Raw genomic sequence first — 19,623 nt, 5'->3', positions numbered from 1 at the left:
GGATAGTATTTGAAATGGTGTAGTATTATTCGATTGTTCGATGGAAGTGAAGTTACTTTTTCACCGCATCATTTGCAACGATTGCAATTCTTTTTCCATCGGGACTAACGGCGAGACGTTTGATGTCCATGATACCAAATTTTGAAAAATCTGCAACCTCACTCCATGTCGAATCCGTTTCAGGCTTGAAGCAAAATAAATTTGATTGTCGTCCCATGAGAATTTCACCGTTTGGAGTCCAAACATAATCTTCGCTCCCCCTCAACGTTTGAATGATGGGTTTGATTTCTTTCGTTTGTACATCATATTCAATAATGAACCACGTTGAGTCGTTCCATTTCTTCACATAACTGAACGCTTCTTTCCCGGGAATTTTATGGAGCGAACGACCGATGTTCGTATCGAGTATTGTTGCTTTCTCTGTTTGAAGTTCAACGATCTGTAATGTATTCGGTGTACCGAGAATAAACAATGCCACACGATGGCTATCAATCCAGCAATGATAACCGACAGGCTTGATTGTCTTGAGAATCAGATTGGGAGTACTATTCACAGGATTAAAATTCCACAACCTTTGTGTCGAGTCTTTCTCAACCCGGACGACAGAGAAATATCCTCTTGTAGGCATTGGAGTTGGTGAATATTCACTCTCTTCCGTCAGAGCTAATCTCGTAATGTAGCGATGTTGTATATTATACGTATAAATATCCGCTTGCTCATCTTCATAGATTGCAGTAAACAACAATAACTTTGGACCGAGAAATGAGGGCTGGTTATCGTAGCCGTTTCGATTCGTGACGTTTATTGGGTTATCTATTATGAGGTGTGAGTCTTGGGTTGAGATGTTTGCAAGATAAATATCCGTCGAAGGAAGCGGCTGCGCTTTAGTAATCGCTGCTATCAAGCAAAGTAAAATAATGTAACCACAGATGACACGGAAACTACACTGATTTACACTGAACCAGCCTAATTTTATCCGTGACGTATCCGCGATTAATCTGTATAATCCGCGGTGAATTATCATTTAAACCACTTTCACCAAAAAATAATTTTTTCCACCTTTTCGGAGAACAACAAACTTTCCATGAACTGCCTCGTTCATTCCCACTTTCTGCGTCACGCCGCTCGTGCGAATGTTATTGATGTAAATTCCCCCTTGGTCAATTGCACGGCGCGCATCTCCTTTTGACTTTGCTACCTGCGCCTGCACAAGGACATCCACCAACGCCATCCCTTCTCCTTCGAATTGACTCTTCGGGATTTCCACCGATGGAACATCACTGAAGATGTCCACCAGTTCGGCATCGCTTACGTCTGTTATTTCTCCGCCGAAGAAAATCTTTGATGCTTTTAACGCTTGGGCAAGTGCGTTCTTATCATGAACCAATTTTGTTACTTCCTGAGCAAGCGTACTTTGCGCTTCACGTTTTTCCGGGGCGGATTGCATGGAAGATTCAAGCGATTCAATTTGTTCGGTACCGAGAAGTGTGAAAAACTTCAAATATTTTACTACATCTTTATCATCCGTGTTGAACCAGAACTGATAAAACTTGTAGGGCGAGGTTCGTTCCGCATCGAGCCAGACTGTTCCGCTTTCTGTCTTACCGAACTTTGTTCCTGTTGAAGTGGTAATCAGCGGAAACACAATTCCATGTGCGTCGCCGCCGCGCAATTTCCGAATCAAATCAAATCCGGAAATGATATTTCCCCATTGGTCGCTACCACCCATTTGCAATGTGCATTTGTACCTGTCGAACAATTCAAGAAAATCGTATGACTGAAGGAGCGAGTAGCAAAACTCCGTGAATGACATTCCCTGTTCTTTTTCGATGCGATTCTTCACCGAATCTTTCGCGAGCATTTCATTGATGGAAAAATGTTTCCCAATGTCACGAAGGAAATCCACCATGTTCAGTTTTGTCAACCAGTCGGCGTTGTTCACCAACTTCGCGGGATTTTCTTTTGCATCGAAATCCAAAAACTTTGCAAGTTGTTTCTTGATACCTTCGAGATTTGCTTCGATGTCTTCCTTTGTGAGAAGTTTTCGTTCCTGCGTTTTCCCGCTTGGGTCGCCAATCATTCCCGTGCCACCGCCTGCGATGGCAATCGGTGTGTGTCCGCATCGTTGAAGATGAACGAGTCCCATAATCGGCAACAGCGAACCGACATGCAGGGACGAAGCCGTCGGGTCAAATCCGATGTAGCCGGTTACATTTCCTTTCGCGAGATGTTCTTCCACGCCTTGCGAGAAAGAGTGTATCAATCCGCGCCATTTCAGTTCTTCAAAAAATGTTATTCTTTTGTTGTCATTTGTCATTTGTCAATCGTCTTTTGTTCGTACTTAGTTCTTTGTACTTGGTACTTTGTGTGAAGTCATTTGTCAATCGTCATTAGTCATTTGTTGCAGGTAGTCTTCATTGCGTTATTGTAAATTGTGAATAGTGATTGCTTCATTTATCACTGCTCAGCGCTCATGGCTCACCGCTCATATCCCACATCGCATATCTCAATAATTTCGCCCGCGCACTCTACACCCTGCACCCTTGCAAATCAAAAAAATCATTCCCACTCAATCGTCGAGGGCGGCTTCGAACTTATATCATACACAACGCGATTGATTCCGCGGACTTCATTCACGATGCGGCTGGAAACTTTCGCGAGTAATTCGTGCGGCAGAGGCGCCCAATCGGCAGTCATTCCATCCTGACTTGTCACAGCACGAAGCGCGGCAACATTCTCGTACGTGCGTTGGTCCCCCATAACTCCAACGGTTTGCACAGGAAGCAGAACCACAAACGCCTGCCACAACGATTCATACATTCCTGCTTTGTGAATTTCGTTCACAAAAATTGCATCGGCTTCTCTCAGCAAATTACATTTTTCTTTCGTGACGTCACCGATGATGCGAACGGCGAGTCCGGGACCGGGAAATGCATGTCGAATAATCAACTCCTCCGGCATTCCAAGCGTTCGCCCGACTGAGCGCACTTCATCTTTGAACAATTCTCTGAACGGTTCGATGAGTTTCAGGTTCATCCGTTCCGGCAATCCGCCGACGTTATGATGCGTTTTTATTTTGTGCGATGGTCCCCGAAACGCGGTTGATTCGATGACATCGGGATACAACGTGCCTTGCGCGAGAAAACCAACGTTACCGATTTTATGTGCTTCATTATCAAATATTTCGATGAACGTGTTCCCGATAATTTTTCGCTTCTGTTCCGGGTCGGTCACGCCTTGTAACTTGCCGAGAAATATTTCAGATGCATCAACATAATCAAGATTGAAATGGTACGTGTCGCGATACAGTTTCACGACGTATTCGCTTTCTTCTTTCCGCATCAACCCGTTATTGATGTGGATGCAATAGAGTTGGTCGCCGATTGCTTCATGCAACAGCACTGCAAGCACCGAAGAATCTACGCCACCGCTGAGGGCACAGATAACATTCTGATTCCCTACAGATAAACGGATTTCTTCTTTCTCCTTTTCGATGAATGAACCGGCATTCCAATTTCCTTTACACTCACAAATGTTGAAAAGGAAATTCCCGAGAATCTCTTTTCCTCTCTCCGTGTGGATAACTTCGGGATGAAACTGTACTCCAAAAATCTTTTTCACGTTATTCCGAATCGCACAGATGGGAGAATTGTTCGAGTGAGCGATGCGTTCAAATCCGCTTGGCAATTTCGTCAGGTGATCGCCGTGACTCATCCATACGGTTGTTTTGTTTCCATCAATTCCTGCAAACAAATCCGTAGCATCATCAAACATAACTTCCGCCCGACCATATTCCCGTTTCGCAGACGGGTCAACTTCGCCGCCGAGTTGATACGCAATCATCTGTAAGCCATAGCAAATTCCCAACATCGGAATCCCCATGCGGAATATTTCTGGCGAGCAATGCGGGGCGTTTTCTTCATACACGCTTGAAGGTCCGCCGGAAAGAATTATGCCGTTCGGCTTCAGTTGTTTGATTTTTTCTACTGAAATGTTAAACGGCTGAAGTTCTGAATATACACCAAGTTCCCTGATTCGGCGTGCTATCAACTGAGAATATTGAGAGCCAAAATCGAGGACAAGAATTGTTTCTGAGTGAATCATGCGCAGTGAAGATAGAGAAAACTTGTGTGATTTGAAAAACAAAAGCCGATTCCTTTCGGGAACCGGCTTCAACGTTACAAATGAATTTGAGTTATTTTATCAATGTCATCCGTTTAACATCAGAACAGGATTGACTTCCATCCTGTCCAACAACATCAATGCGATAGAAATAAACACCGCTCGGAAGATTGATAGCGTCGAACGAAATTTCATATTCCCCCTCCTCCATTTCTTCATCCTTCAGCAATGTTGCCACTTCCTGTCCAAGTAAGCTATACACTCTCAATGACACCAATCCTAAATTGGCAATCCGAAATCCGAAATTCGTCGTCGGGTTAAACGGATTCGGATAGTTCTGATATAACGCAAATGATTCCGGCACATCTTCTTCGTCTTCGGCAAGTTCATCTTCAATGAACAACATGTTTGTCGCAACTCCCGGAGTCGAGTGCATGTACAAGACATCAACAAGTCGCTTCACACCGGTGAGGCGGGTAGTCTTTGCAAAACTAATTGTATCAAGCCTTCCATCCGTACGGAAAGAATTATTGATTGCAACAACTGCGTCATACATATCATCAAGCGTTGTCGTTGCATCGGCAAGCGGCAAGCAACTTAACATCGTATCTGCTTTGGCGACAATCTGTTTTACCATAAAGCCGTTGAACAGATTGGTTGCATCGGATGTATCATTGAATGTCAGTTCACCCAACCCGACCGGCATTTTTCCGGTCGCACTTGCAACCATATTCAGTTTCAGCGCCAATGCTTCTGCAAAAAGTTTGTTGTTCTGTTTCGTTGGCGGGAGTTTCCGTTCCCGGTTGGTCATTGAATCACCGGACGCAAAAACATTGAAACATCGTGGTCCTTCTGTATGAAGGAGCAATCCTGTGTCCGTTTGAGTTCCAAATGACTTAATGACATCTCCGTACTTCATGTGTACAACCGAACCACCGCCTCTTGGTCCCTGAACAATTCCAATCCGTAACCCTGCCGGGAATGCTCCTTTTTTCTGTCCGACACCGAACATTTCTTTCCCGACGTTGTGCAAGTTCGGTAACGGAATTCCCAACTGTAACCGTTTGTACTGCTGGCGTAAAATCGGTTTGAGAACATTCGATGACCATGCATACTTGCTTGTAATAAATCTGCCGAACTCACCGATACCGGTGATATGAATTGTCTGACCTTGTGATATAAGAGCAGACAAATTCCCTGTATATATTTTTCCTGTAAACGCTATGAGAGTATCACGCACAGTTGTTCCCTTCGTGATGACTGCCTGTACGTTCATGTTAAATTCTAATCGTAGTTGTCTCGTTTGATCAGCCGTCAAATCAAACTCAAACAAAACCTTGTCATATCTCCTGTTGATTGCACGGCGCAATCCGCGCTGGTCAACAGGCGTTGCCCAGTCGTACGCAGTTGCAGTACGATACATGACACCGTATGCCGGTATCAAAGAGAAATATGCAGAGATGGAATGATGTGCAATGACATTAGAAAATTCGTACTCAGTCAACTCACCGAGATTCGTTCCGTCAACAACTACGCTGTCAATACGATGACCGTGATGCGGCGAGACCGAATACGCTTGCGCGCCGGAATAACTGATAACACTCGTTCCGACCGGAGTGAGGTCGCCGTTTCCGTATTTCGTTGCAACGATGTTGAGATATTGTCCGCTTCCCGTCAACGTAAGAACTCGAGGAGAACGGTATGCATCATGAATGAACGTCAGGTTGCCGGGTTTCGGTCCGGATGATGTGGGAGTAAACCGAACAATAAACTGTGCGCTCCCGCCAAACGGAACGGTTGCGTTTGTTGGAGTAACAACATATTCCGGATTATCAACACTCACCGAAGAAATTTCAAGTGCATCAACTCCCTGGTTGACGACGGTAAGTGTTTCCGCTTTTGTGGTTGTCACCGGAATATCACCAAACAGGAGATTCGTTTGAGAATTGCCGAACGCATCCAACACTACGGTAAAGTTCGCAAGCGACGTGTCGGTGTATTCGTGCATCGTGCTGACATCCTGTGCGACAAAAATAAGTGACTCGGTTCCAAGCCAGTCAGGTAATGTACGCTCAACACTCACAACGTTGTCGTCGTTCATTGTTGCAAGAATGTATCCTGCGTTGATTTGAAATGGTGTGAGCGGAGCGCCAACCACTGCGTTGGAAACAAATTGCAACGATTCTTTGACGGGCAGGAGTCGTTGTGTTGTAGCATCATAAAATTGAAATCGAAGTTGTTCCCCTTCTGTGTTCGCGTACACTGTAAGGAAATATAACCACAAGTCACCTACTTGCATCGGCGAAGTAACTCCGCGCAGTTCGTTCCCCGAAAACACAGCGAGAAGATTGTCCGCGCTTGCAGGAACTTTGCTGAGTGAACGAACACTTCCGGTGATTGTCATCGAATATTGAAAATTACTCGGAACGATATTCCATGAAGGTGGCGTGTCTGTCTGTGCGGGTGGTTTGAATGAATAGTTCCATGTTACGTTATCCCCATCCATCTCAGTTAAAAAATTATCGAGGTCGAACGAAGTGAAGTTCATCGAGGGGGTGATTTCCTGAGAAAGTGAAGTTGAAATCACCGGGCGATGGTCAAACGGAATAATTGTAAACAGAGCAGTATCAACGTCAGAGAGTCTGTTCGTTGTAACATCGCGCACCTGAAAAACAAGCGGCTCATTTCCTATCCAGTGAGCGTTACGCGGCGTAATTGTTACCTGATTGTTAGCGTTAATGTTCACCGAATAATTCGTGCTGAACCCTACACCCCATGTAACTGAATCTCCGTCAAATTTCTGCAGGTAATCATCAAGGTCAAACAAAGCAAAGGGACGCCCTTGCTCAGTTGTCTGGTCAGGAATTCCGCTAACGACCGGTGAGTGGTCCGGCAGAATTGAGTACGTTGCAAAATCCGCATCGGTATAATGATGAGAACGATGTGCATCCCTCACGGTAAACTGAACCATTTCACTTCCTGTCCAGAGTGTGTCCACGATTTCAAAAGTAATTTCGTTTGACGCATTCATCGAAAGCAAAATATTACCCGCTCTCATTTGGTACGGCACTAACGGTTCTCCTACGACACCGTTCGGCGTGAACGTCACTTCTTCTTTCACCGGAAGAACATCCTGCAACGCGGCATCATATAATTTGAAATGTACATTCTCGCCATTTGTGTTCGAATATGTTGTCAAAAAAAACAGCCACGTACTTCCTGCCTGCACCGCTTCTGTTACACCACGCAGTTCGTTCCCAACGAACGCGCCGAGAACATAATTTCCATTCGTCACTGTCTGATTGCGCGAGACAATTTCCGCTGTAATGTTCATCGAAAATTGGTACTGTGCAGGATTAATACTCCACGTCGGCGAAGAGAATCCACGCGGGTTGGTAACAAAATCGAATGACCACTCAACTTCATCGCCGTCCTGTTCCTGCAAATAGAAATCCAAATCGAACGGAAGGAATGAACCGAACAAACCGATGGTCTGATTCGGAATGTTCGTGATGTTCGGGGCGTGGTCAAGCGGTTCGATGGTGAATGTTGCAGTATCAGTATCAAAGAATGCATTGGCAGAATCATCCTGCACTTTGAAAATCAACGTTTCACTTCCATACCAGTTTGCATTGTTCGATGAAACTGTTACCTGATTATTTCCATTGATGGAAATCTGAAGATTTGTATTTCCGGTGACACTCCACGTCACGGTCTCCCCATCGCTTTCTGACAAATAATCATCAAGGTCAAACGAAGCGAAAGATTCTCCTTGTTCGATTGTTTGGTTTGCGATACCGCTTACCAACGGAGTGTGGTCGTTCATCACCGTGAAGGTCATCGCATCCGAATCCGAATATGAGTGAAGCGTTCCGACATCCGTTGCGGTAAAGAGAACTTGTTCGCTTCCCACCCAATTTGGGTCAACGACTGTTGCTATGATATTATTGTTGCCATCCAGCGTGAGAAGAATATTTCCTGCTGAGAGCGGGTACGGATTTGCAGGTTCACCCACGACTGCATTCGGTAAAAAATTCACGTTCTCAAACACAGGAAGAATTTCCTGTGTCGCCGCATCATACAACCGGAAGGAAATATCTTCCCCCTCAGTGTTTGCATATAATGTCAAAAAGAAAAGATATCCGTCACCAACCGATACGCTCTGCGTAACTCCACGAACATCGTTGCCGGAAAATCCTGCAAGGATATGATTTGTACCTGAAACAGAACTGCCGCGCGAGGTAACACGCACTGTCATGTTCATCGAAAATTGAAATGCAGACGGATTGACCGACCACGTCGGAGCGGGTGTTCCGACAATGCTTGTTTGAAATTGATAACTCCACGTTACATCGCCTGCGTCAGAAAGCGTGAGATAATTATCAAGGTCGAATTGATTGAACGCGCCGCCAAGTCCAATCGTTTGATTCGGAATGTCGTTCACCTGCGGCGGAATATCCAACGGCAAAACGGTAAACACCGCAGTGTCCGAATCTGCATATTGATGTGCGGTGTTGTCAGTTGCCGTGAAGATGAGAGATTCGCTTCCGGTAAATCCATTTGGCGCTGTTACGGTAACAACGTGATTCGGTGTTATAGAAACTGTAAACTGATTGTTACCTGAATAACTCCACAGTATGTCATCGCTGTCATGAGTTGTCAAATAATCATCGAGGTCGAACGTTGTAAAACTCCCGCCGACTTCAATTGTTTGGTCAGGGATTCCGCTCAACACCGGGGCGAAGTCGTAATTGAAATAGACATGCCACTCAAACGGACTCGCAGGCGAACCGGTAATCGAGTTTGCAACGAACGGAACCGTTTCATTTGCATCGGCAATAATATCAGCATGAGCAACGTATGCTTTGAAGGTAACCGTCTCACCGCTTGCCGCGTTCGAATAGAGCGTCATGAAATACATCCACGAATCGCCGACCCGAATCGGTGTTGCAACACCACGCACATCATTTCCGACAAACGCACCGACGACATTTCCGCTTTGCGATAGCGTATCGTTCACGTACAACACGCCCGTCACCGTACTGTTAAACTGGAAGTTCGACGGATTCACCGACCAATCGGGCGGGTTCGCAAATGCAAACACCGATGTGAGAATGAGAAAAAATAATTGTGTTTGAATCAATACTTTCATCATACATTACCTTTCTTGTGAACTAACCTGCATTGAGGTTGTCGTTAAACTCAGAACAAGTTTCCCCTCCTGAGAAACCTTCACCCAATAACTTTTTCCGGGTTGAATTGTTTCGGCTTGTTGGTAGCCGGAACTAAAACCATAAAACGGTGACGTGATTGTCGTATTTACCGTCCCGACTTGTGTGGATAAAACAGATTGAGATATTGAACCAATGATATTCCAACCTGAGAAAACACTAACCGTGTCTGAACTTCTCGGATACCCTTGCAACTGAATTGTTTGCGCGCTGCCCGATGTATCAGCATCAAACTTCAGCCAATATCCTTCTCCGTTTTTCAAGGTAGTTTTCGGTTGATAGCCATTCAAATAGAAAAACGCATCGGAGGATGAAGTGGGAAAGAGCGATGTTTTCAAGTACGAACTTACTGTAAGCGGAACGGAAACAAGGTTCCATCCTTTTTGTAATAGCAGGAAGAGCGAACTTTGTTCAGGCAATGCCGAGCCATGTAACTGCACCGGATTGACCGGGTCGCCGTAGAGCGAATCGGATAAGAATCTGATTTTTTCTTTGATAGTGAGAATCGAATCGAGCGAAGCAACATACATTTGAAACGTCACTGTGTCCCCACTGAGAGCATTCGAATAGACGGTAAGAAAATATTTCCACCCTCCGCCGGAGAACAGGATTCGGGCAACGCCCCGCACTTCATTGCTCACAAATGCGCCGAGCACATTCGCCGTATCTTCATTCACGATATCATCCAACAAAAAAATCGCCGTGACATTCGCGTTGTACTGAAAGTTAGCCGGCTCAACCGACCACGAGGGTGGCTGCGCCAACAATTCCTGACTGAACAGGAGGAACAAAAGCCCGAACAGCAACAAGAGAGAAAAACGCGAAGAAGTTTTATTCATATAAAAAATGATTGAGGCGATTTATAACGTCCAATTTTACCCAATTTTAGACGATATTTCAATACATGAAACTATGTATTTTTCTCGGTAGTAGCATGTAGTTATCAAACGGGGCAGTGAGTTGTATAACCCACCGCCCCGATGAATTCTCTTTTCTACCTCAATAACATAAGTTTCCTTGTTTCCGAATATGTTGGAGTGAACGTATTCGAAAGACCCCCGGCAGTCATCTTATAGAAATATATTCCCGACGGAAGCGGCTGTCCGTTACTACTCGTCGCATTCCATTCATGATACCGGTAACCTGCAACCTGTAACCCGTCAACAAGCGTCGCAACTTCCTCGCCAAGCACGTTATACACTTTCAGCGTCACCCACGAATCAACCGGTAACTGATAACTGATAACTGTCGTCGGGTTAAATGGATTGGGATAGTTCTGACTCAGTCCGAATTCCGATGGCAATTCTTTCCCGTTACTAACAGCAAGCGGATGAGATACTTTCCAGACAAACGGAGAACTCACCGTTCCAACCATTCCATCCTGCGAGAACGGAAGTTCTTCTGCCAGTGCGTAGGTAGTTCCGTTGCTCGCATCAAGGAAGCGGAACTCGATTGTTTCGCCCGATGAAATATTGCTGTACACAAGCATGAAGAACATATGTTTGTTCATCGGTTCGATGTACAACGCTTGTGCAACGCCGCGGCACTCTCCGTTCACAAACGCACCAACAAGGTCTTCATTATCAGAAATTTCCGTTTCATCTTTTTGCACAACACCGGTCACCGGCATATTGAACTGGAATTGATACGGGTCGTATGTCCAGCCGTTCATTGCAAGCGGAACAAATTCTTTCTCCGATTGTTGAGGAGAAATTTTCGAAGCAACAGCCGGCGGAGGATACATCAATGAATCAGCATTCAACGACTTGTACAGGAATCCCTGCTTCGGGCTCATGAACGTAAGACTTCCAACCCAACCATACCCCGCGACATACATCGCGTACGCTGTCTGACTCTTAATCAGATTTCCATTGAGCGGATGCAGTTGCGACAGCGCATGATTGACTTCGTAACCGGTCTGCGGTTGATACGCAATCCAGTTCCATCCTTGCACAACGGGAATAGTGCTTGCGAACAGATTCAAAGGATAACCGATGTAGTCAATCGTATCTGCCGCCGAGAGTTTCGCCTGATACATGGATTTCGTATTGAGCGTACTCAACGTACCGACCCAACCCAACCCTTGCGCGTACTGACTGAACGATGTTTGACTTTTGATGATGTCGTTCGTTGTCGGCGCAACGGAATTGAGCAGTGAATTCACTCCCATGTTCGATGCCTGAAGATTGAGAGAGAACCACGTCCATCCCTGATTCAACGGAAGTTTTTGAGCAACCTGACTTGTCGCCGTGAGCCGAACCGGATTGTCCGGTCTCCCATACACCGCATCTGCCAAAAATGAATATGCTTCTTCGACAAATCCCAGTTCGCGACAAGTAGAAGCATCCCACACTTTGAATGTGAGTTGTTCCCCCTGTGTTGTATTACTGTAGATTGTCAGGAACACCTGATATTTTTCCGAGTCAGTAGCAGCGGGAACATACGCAACATTTCCAACGCCGCGTACTTCGCTTCCGACAAATGCCGCAACCATATCGTATCCGTCCGTTGATACTTCTCCATCAACAAACAACCGTGCATCAACATTCATCGAGTACTGATAATTCGCATGATTGACTGACCACGCAGGCGTCGCACAGAGCAATCTGAAGTTGAGCAATAAATCTTCTTCGCCGTTTGCCGTGCTTGCAAAGATTGTGTCTTTGTAGAAACCGCCTGTCAGTTGCGGGCTGATAGTAAACGTTACTTCCTGTGTGAATCCGGCGGGAATGATTGCGTTCACCGGAGTTGCCGTCAACCATGATGGAAGACCATCAAGCGTATAACTTTGTGCGAATGTTCCGATGTTCAGGATTTGCCGCGTGAAAGTAATCGGTTGCCCTTCGTTTGCAATCGTTTGGAATGTCGGGTCGCTCCATCGCATCGAATTTCTATCAACGTAGAATTCATAATTGAGTGAATTCGGAATGCGATTTCCATACACATCACGAACGGCAGACGCGGGCGAACTTCCATCATCGGTGAAGGATAATTTCAACACTTGATTTTCGAGGAAACGATTTTGGACATTCGGTGTGACGATGACTGTGTTATTGAGACAACTAATCGTCTTATCAATCTCCAAGCCCGTTCCTGAATTGATGAGATGAACATTCAACAACGGATGCAATGCAGCGCAATCAATGTTCTCATTGAAGCGAGCGATGATTTGGTCATCGGGACCAAGAACACCATCCACAGGTTCTGTCGAGCCGAGAAGCGATGGCGGAGTTCTGTCAATGCGCCCGCGAATAATTGCAGACGAGCCGTTGATTGACTGAGCAAAGCAGGTCGAGATTGCCCTGATTTCATACACGCCATCCATGACAACATCGGGCGTAACAACCCAGATAAATGTCATATAGTTTTGGTCAGTCGGCAGTTCGGCTTTCGGAATTACCCGTGCGTTTATCCACGGATTATCTAACAGCCCGGTAATTGTTCCATCGCTCTGAACAATATTTTCTTTTGGTGGTTTGATCGGCGTTCCAACTTTCTCATACAAATCGGGATTGATCATCAGTTTGTTTCCGTCCATCAACACGCCAAATGTATTCAACGCACTTGGAACGATACGATATTGAAAACGAATGTCCTGAAAATCAGGATTCAACCTGTCGTATCCATTCAACGTTACATAGATGGAATCAGGATTCTCGGAAGTCACCAACCAGTTGTTTGTCGGCGCCGCCATTTGCACTTCACTGCATGGCACTTCGTAGTGGACAGAGAACGATGACATTGCGAAGATTTGTTCATCGCACGCAGAGGTGAGCATGATTTCCAATCCGTCATAATTATACTCAACCGGACCTCGCATCACCGTCATCGTCACCGGTACTTGCATTCCGGCAGGAATATCAATCGCGAGGAAATCCTCAATGATAACTCCGTTCACCGCGATCACCGCTCCATCAGGATTACTTGCCTGAACAACTTTGATGTTATACGTTGCATCTTCACCTGTCGGACTTGTGTTGCCGAGTGATAATGTAAAGACAGCAGGTTCATCCGGAGGAACATTGATTTGCATGTTGGGCGAAACATTGATTGCCACTCCTTCACGCGGCACTGTGTTTTCTTCCCACGGACAACTGCTCGCTCCGGAGACCGCTTGAAAGACCGGCGTTCCATAAATTGGGTCTTTCTTCACGTTCACAGTGAAATAATCTCCCGCATCATCATCGCCCAGATGATAGCCGGTTGTTTGCACATTCGATTGAGACGAAGACTGAGAAGAACCGGTTGTTGTTTGAATTGCACAGTTGTAACCGCCTTCAACTCCGACTTCATTGATTTTGAATCCCAGCGCGACGGCATATTCTTCATTGAAATTCATTTCCATTTCGAGCGTTTGCGTAATCGAACGTTCCGTCATTTCCGAATTATCATACGGCGCGCCCGCGCTGAACGAGATGTTCCTGATGAACTGTGCTTGTGCTTTCGCGTTGTTATTATTTTGAAGGACCTTCTCCCACATCCGCGCGGAAGTTGTATCGCCAAGGAAATACAGAGAAGGAATCACCGTGTTCAGAATATGACTTTCTGTATAGATGTACGTCGTGGCAAAATCCTGAGGAATAAATATCGCATCGGACGTAAGAACGGGCTGACATAATGAATCGAGCGAAAGAATATCGGCAATACCATACAACATATTCATCGCACCTCCAACGAATACATCACCGCCGCCGCCAACAATGGCATCGTTATCGGAAGTGGAAAATGTTTGTGAAGTTGTCATTGTCCACGTTTGCTCGGTGGAAGATGTTTGTCGAATTGAGTTCGATATTGTTGTATTGAAATCGGCAATGACCTGAACTTCGAGTTCCGTTTCTGCTATAAATCCGATGGATGTTGTAATTTTCGGGCCCAGGTGAACAGAGGCATACCCGCCATTTAGTTCTTCCCGCCCGGCGGAAAAACTAATTGAACTCGTCATCGTTTGGTCTTGCGTGAGGAAACTGTAACTCTCGTCTCCCGGCGGGTCGTGGAGAATCCAGAGTGGAATTTGCGGTGTTTTTGTCGTGAAGAAATTCGGTCTCGCTTTATCCCCGAACACGTACAACCACTCTTCCGATGAGACCTGACGGTTCAATTCGTCTATGGCAATCACCTGTAAATTTTTCTGATATGGATGGTCGCCGCCGCTGAGAATGTTGGGCGTACCGCCTTTGATTGTATCTTTCGCGATGCCCGCAACGATTTCGAGCGTATCGGTGCGGAGAATGTTTCCTAGATTATCAATGACGATAACCAAGCCGCTTGCCAACGGACACTCATTGATTTCAGCTCCGTTCACATACGTTTCAAACACTTTGTATGTAACAAGTTTTTTCTTTCCTTCATCAATTGCTTTCATGCCGCAATTGTTTGTCGGAATATTTTCGATGCGAACTTCCAGCGGCGCGCGGTAAATGAAATCGTGCGCCATGTTGCTATCAACGACGCTTACCTGTTCACCATCAAACGCAATTGCCGGATTCGGATGATGCACAAATACATTGTAATTGATGGGAGGTAAGTTCCCTGCAACGTAGTATCCGCTCAACGGGTCAGTCTGAACGACAGCATTGATGCATCCGTTCACACTGACAATCTCCACTTCCGAAACTCCGATAGGAAGTTTACACGTTCCGCCCGCAACGAATCCTTCGATGGTTCGTTTTTCCAGATTGAGAAACGGACGCGTGTAGAAAATCGGTTGCTTGATGTTCTTCACCTCAAGAAACGCCGGCAGGAAATTATGCTCTTTATATCTCGGATAGATTTTGTGTGTTGAGCCGGGTTCAAACTCGATAATAAACTTTCCGTCCTTCCCGGTAAACGTTTGGGGCGAAGTTGATATTCCGTCCATAAGAATTTCCACCCCTTCGGCGAAGCAATTCGTTCCTTCATACTTCACAAAGCCGGTGAACGAAAGCGTCGAGTTATCCGTGAAGTCTATTCCGTTCACGAGCGAACTTGACGGGGAAAGAGCAACGCTTCTGCTTTCCGGTGCAAATGTGTGAGCGAATTTTTCTTCAATCGGAATTTCATCTGTCCAGACCGTACTATCTGCATTCTCGATGATTGCGGTGTATGTATTGAACGATTCATCGCTTGCGGTATTGCCGCCTCCTTCATTCAGTTTCCAATACGCGATGAGTTCCGCGAGTTGCCCTTCGATGGGCGCGTTCATGTTCGCCTGAATTTGTTGCTGTGTGCGAACGACATTCCACACGCGGAGTTCATCCATTCTTCCATTGAAGAACCTTGTTCCGAGCGAAGCGATTCGCGTGAACGTTCCCAAATCTTTCGAGCCGTCAATTGAAAAATTTCCACTCACTGTTGAGCCGGTTTCTCCATCAACGTAAAACTGCACACCGTTTTCATCAAACGTTACCGCGACATGATGCCATTCCTGCATCGTGAACGTCGCCGCGTTTTCAGCAGTCGTTCCGGCTTGGGAAGTAAACTGCAACTTTCCATTCACAACAGAAAATATTCCCTTCGTCACTGCATCATCTACCCTGAGATTAATAATCGGTTCGTCGTCGTTGCTGTTCAGGTAAATCCATGCTTCAATTGTTCCGCGTGAAAAACCTGTGTCGCCGACAGGAGGAGCTGAAAGTTCGTCATCCACTCCATCAAGGTCTAATGCGCGTCCGATGATTGTTTCCTTAGAAGGAATTGCCGAGAACGTTGTTCCGTTTCCGTAATTAATTCCTTTGATGGAATAATTTCCGTTCGTATCGGAAAGCGCGCTTGTATAAATCGGTGCTTTGAACAACGAAGAAAATGTGCCGCCGCAGATTTCTCCTTTGTTCCTGTTCACCGATAAATCATACGCCTTCGTTCCTGCGCCTTCATCAAATTTCCAGTACGCGACTAATCCGCCTTCATCACCGCCCATCGTTCGTTTCATGTTTTGCTGAATCGTCTTTTGCGGACGGATAGTATTCCAAATCCGGAAATCATCCATATACCCTTTGAAATAATTATTCTTCCCTTCCCAGTTTCCGATGTTCGTTCTGACAATTGTTTGGTCGAGCGGTTGCACATCATCCGGAATGGAATAATTGCCGCTCACCACGTTGTTCAATCCGCCATTAATATAGAAGCGACATTCAGTTGTGGAGAAAGTAACGGCGATGTGTGTCCATTTATTCAGCTTCAGATTGCTCACAGTCGCCGCGGCGGGAACACCGTTGTGTCCGTGGAAATAGAGAAAGCCCTCGTTCCCGGATTGCAATTGTCCGTTCACATCCGCATAACTTCCTATGGAGAGAACGCCGCTTGCCGCTCCGCCTTTGTGTTGCTTGGCAATGAGCGTTCCGCTTTGATATTCACCGAGGTACACCCACAGTTCAATCGTCCCCGATGAAAGATTATTGTATGCGCTGTCGGTGAGAACTATCCTGTCGCTCGTTCCGTTAAAGCCGAGCGAAGAACCGAGCGTGGGAGACAATCGCACTTCCACTTCATCAACCGGTTTGAGGATTGATGTTTGAATTCGTCCCGTCACTATTCCGTTCGGATTGACAAAACCGACATCGCTCCCTCTGCGGCTTGCCCCGTAACGATTGGTGACGACGAGTTCATAGTTGTACAAATATCCCGGCTGTGTGTTGTAGTCGGAGTAGCCGGTTTGCGTAACAGGAAGCGTTGCAAGAAAGACATTGTTCCTGTACAGGTTCATCGTCTCTCCCGTAACGGGAGGACCGATGGGGTCCCGGACAATCTCGAACAGCACTTCGACATGGTCAACGAAGTCGCCGTCGCTTGCACGGATATTCGGCGGCTGCGGTTCGGTGCGCATGGTTCCCCAAAAACCATAGGCAATGCTTTTCGATGTACCGTTTCGCGCCGTGTCTGTTACAAATTGTCCGATGGTAAGCGCGAGTTGATAGTCATCGTTGAGCATCTTGCTTGCGCCGCCGTTGGATATGGTTGGATTGGAAACGCTGAATTTCGGGTCGCATAATTGTGCAGTCGAATTCCTTGGAAAAAGAAAGGTGAGAACCAGGAAGAATCCGAGACAACACTGTAAGGAACCGAATAATAGTCGAGCGTTCATCCACTGCAAAAACTTATTCTTGTTTTTCATAGTGATTCCTGTCTTGAAGTTAGTAGTATGTAGTTATTCAAGATTGCTCGTTACTTGTTCTTCAGTTCTTGAATTTCCGCCTTCAACTCTTCGATTTGTTTCTGCTGTTCTTTTATTGCATTGACAAGTACCGCCGTAAGATTTCCGTACGACATTCCCATCGAACCTTCTTCACCGCTCACCACTTCCGGTACAACTTCTTTCATTTCCTGTGCGATGAAACCGATTTGCGGTTCTTTCTTTTCATCGTTCTTATATGTATAGGAAACGGGACGCATTTTCATTACCGTGCTGAGACCGTATTTACTCATGTCTTGAATATCGTTTTTCAAAATTCTATCTGAAGCATCTCTCCACCACCACCCATCACACCATGCGTTCACAACTTTGAGAGGTTCATTGGAATTCGTTTGTATTCCAACGTTTCCATCAATATAGGTTCCGCCTTCAAAATCAGCACCATAATTAATTATCAACCTATCTTCGGTGTCATGAACCAATGCTCTTTGATTCGGTCTGTTTCCAATCGGACGACCGTCATTCGTTCCAAGTTTGAAATCAGTTCCATGGACTTTTACACTTCCGGCAACTTCAAGTTTTTCTCCGGGAGTTGTCGTTCCGATACCTACATTACCATTACTTCCTTTAATTGTCATCGCAATGTTTCCGGTATTTGGAAACGCGTTCCATGTTACATTACTTCGGAAAACTAAATCCTGTGCGTTCACATCCCAACCAATAATAGCGGCATCTGCATCTGCGCCAAGCAGTAGCGCGGCATTTCCGGCGTTCGTAATATTCATATACGGTTTATTCGAATTGCTCGAAGTGATTTGGAGTGTTCCTGTAATACCAGATGCACCGTTCCCATCGCCGTTAATTCTCAGGTTCCCGTTTGAAACTTCCAATCGCTGCGCCGGACTCAACGTCCCGATGCCAACGTTTCCTGTATTTGAAATACGCATCCTTTCTGTTGTACCGGTTGTCATCACAATGCTACCTGTTCCATTGTTATCATTATCAGCAATAACATTTGCATCGCCGGAGGCGGTTACTTGTTCTGCCGTTCCACTTTGTGCGCTGGCAAGAAATGTATTATCGGGGAAATAGAGTTTGCCGCCTGAACTAATCTTGACATCCCCCAACACTTCTAATTTGGAAACGGGAGTGAGCGTGCCGATTCCAACATTCCCGTCAGAGGGAACAACATTGGTCAGCCCTGTAACAGAAGCAGCGGTGTTCGCGGCAAATGTTTTGGTTAATTCTACACGGGGTAATAACTCGCCCGCGCCCGGTGCCGTTACGCCGAGATAATATGTTTGCGTCGCACTCAGATTCGAGATGGGATTGATCGCGCCCAACTTCACGGAGAAAACGCCATGGGAAACAGAAACATTCGATTGCGTTTCTTGCCAGAGCGCGGTGCCGCCGGCGGCTTGCGTGTAGAGTTTGAACAACAGTTCATACGTTCCGTCATCAACCGAACGACCTTGCGGGTCACGCAAGACGCCCTGAACCGACGTGGTAACATTCTGTGCCTGTGCAACCGTCAACCCGACAATCGCGATGAGGCAACTAAGAGAAATCAAAAAAATAACTAAACGATACATGGTATCAACCTTTCTTAATAGTATTGAAATAATGTTGGCAGATGTTCATCTGATAAATGTATTGCGCTTGCTTGAGAGCAATCGCTCTTAGATTAAGAAAGAACGAAGAGAGATATTGAAAAAAGAACAATGGTTATTGCAATCAACGGCAATAAATTTCGATACGCCACCACGTATCTTCACATGCTACGAAGTAACAGCATAGTGTTCATGATTTGATTCAAAAAAATTCTTCATCAAGTACGGAAGCGTTGCAATGTCTTCTTTCAACACATACGCCTTCGCGCCGAGTGCATACGCTTCGGTGCGGAAGGGAACACCGTCATAGTTTGTGACGATAATGATTTGCGCGTCGGGAAACGATTCCCTAATTCGTTTCGCGGCTGTCAGACCGTCCATTGCGTCCATCAGCAAATCCATGAGAACCCAATCCGGATTCACGCTTCCATACGCGGCAACTGCCTGTAAACCGTTTTCATATTCAAAAACTTCATCCCCTTCTTCCGCTACCGTATCGCGGATGATGGAGCGAATCTTCGCATTATCATCAACTATCATTATCCGCATGGAA

General features: G+C 45.9%; 8 protein-coding genes. All 8 read right to left on the bottom strand.

Going from position 1 to position 19,623, the window contains the following annotated elements; all coding sequences use genetic code 11:
* Positions 1-52: 52 nt before the first annotated feature.
* The 8 genes from HY960_05220 to HY960_05185 all read right to left on the bottom strand — a co-directional run bounded on the left by HY960_05220 (position 53) and on the right by HY960_05185 (position 19,619).
* Positions 53-1,024, bottom strand: a complete 972-nt coding sequence (locus HY960_05220; GenBank protein MBI5215133.1) for a hypothetical protein — start codon at positions 1,022-1,024, stop codon at positions 53-55.
* Positions 1,025-2,296: a tyrosine--tRNA ligase gene (locus tag HY960_05215; protein MBI5215132.1), complete on the bottom strand. Its 1,272-nt coding sequence runs from the start codon at positions 2,294-2,296 to the stop codon at positions 1,025-1,027.
* 263 nt (positions 2,297-2,559) lie between these two features.
* Entirely contained in the window at positions 2,560-4,110 is a 1,551-nt protein-coding gene (gene guaA / locus HY960_05210) for a glutamine-hydrolyzing GMP synthase (protein ID MBI5215131.1), read from the bottom strand.
* 85 nt (positions 4,111-4,195) lie between these two features.
* On the bottom strand, positions 4,196-9,277 hold the full coding sequence (locus tag HY960_05205) for a T9SS type A sorting domain-containing protein (protein ID MBI5215130.1): 5,082 nt from the start codon (positions 9,275-9,277) through the stop codon (positions 4,196-4,198).
* 3 nt (positions 9,278-9,280) lie between these two features.
* Positions 9,281-10,192: a hypothetical protein gene (locus HY960_05200; protein MBI5215129.1), complete on the bottom strand. Its 912-nt coding sequence runs from the start codon at positions 10,190-10,192 to the stop codon at positions 9,281-9,283.
* A gap of 155 nt (positions 10,193-10,347) precedes the next feature.
* Entirely contained in the window at positions 10,348-17,442 is a 7,095-nt protein-coding gene (locus tag HY960_05195) for a T9SS type A sorting domain-containing protein (protein MBI5215128.1), read from the bottom strand.
* Positions 17,443-17,492: 50 nt separating this feature from the next.
* Positions 17,493-19,052 (bottom strand): tail fiber domain-containing protein, encoded by a 1,560-nt coding sequence (locus HY960_05190; GenBank protein MBI5215127.1) that lies wholly within the window; start codon positions 19,050-19,052, stop codon positions 17,493-17,495.
* Positions 19,053-19,238: 186 nt separating this feature from the next.
* Positions 19,239-19,619, bottom strand: a complete 381-nt coding sequence (locus HY960_05185; protein ID MBI5215126.1) for a response regulator — start codon at positions 19,617-19,619, stop codon at positions 19,239-19,241.
* Positions 19,620-19,623: the final 4 nt, after the last annotated feature.

Source organism: Ignavibacteriota bacterium, assembly GCA_016212665.1.
In the GTDB taxonomy this organism is placed as follows: domain Bacteria; phylum Bacteroidota; class Ignavibacteria; order UBA10030; family SZUA-254; genus FW602-bin19.
This window is presented reverse-complemented; position numbering and strand designations above follow the sequence as displayed.

Coding starts and splice junctions, on each gene's coding strand:
- HY960_05190 (MBI5215127.1), bottom strand. CDS start 19,052: ATGTATCGTTTAGTTATTTTTTTGATTTCTCTTAGTTGCCTCATCGCG.
- HY960_05185 (MBI5215126.1), bottom strand. CDS start 19,619: ATGCGGATAATGATAGTTGATGATAATGCGAAGATTCGCTCCATCATC.
- HY960_05200 (MBI5215129.1), bottom strand. CDS start 10,192: ATGAATAAAACTTCTTCGCGTTTTTCTCTCTTGTTGCTGTTCGGGCTT.
- HY960_05205 (MBI5215130.1), bottom strand. CDS start 9,277: ATGATGAAAGTATTGATTCAAACACAATTATTTTTTCTCATTCTCACA.
- HY960_05220 (MBI5215133.1), bottom strand. CDS start 1,024: ATGATAATTCACCGCGGATTATACAGATTAATCGCGGATACGTCACGG.
- HY960_05195 (MBI5215128.1), bottom strand. CDS start 17,442: ATGAAAAACAAGAATAAGTTTTTGCAGTGGATGAACGCTCGACTATTA.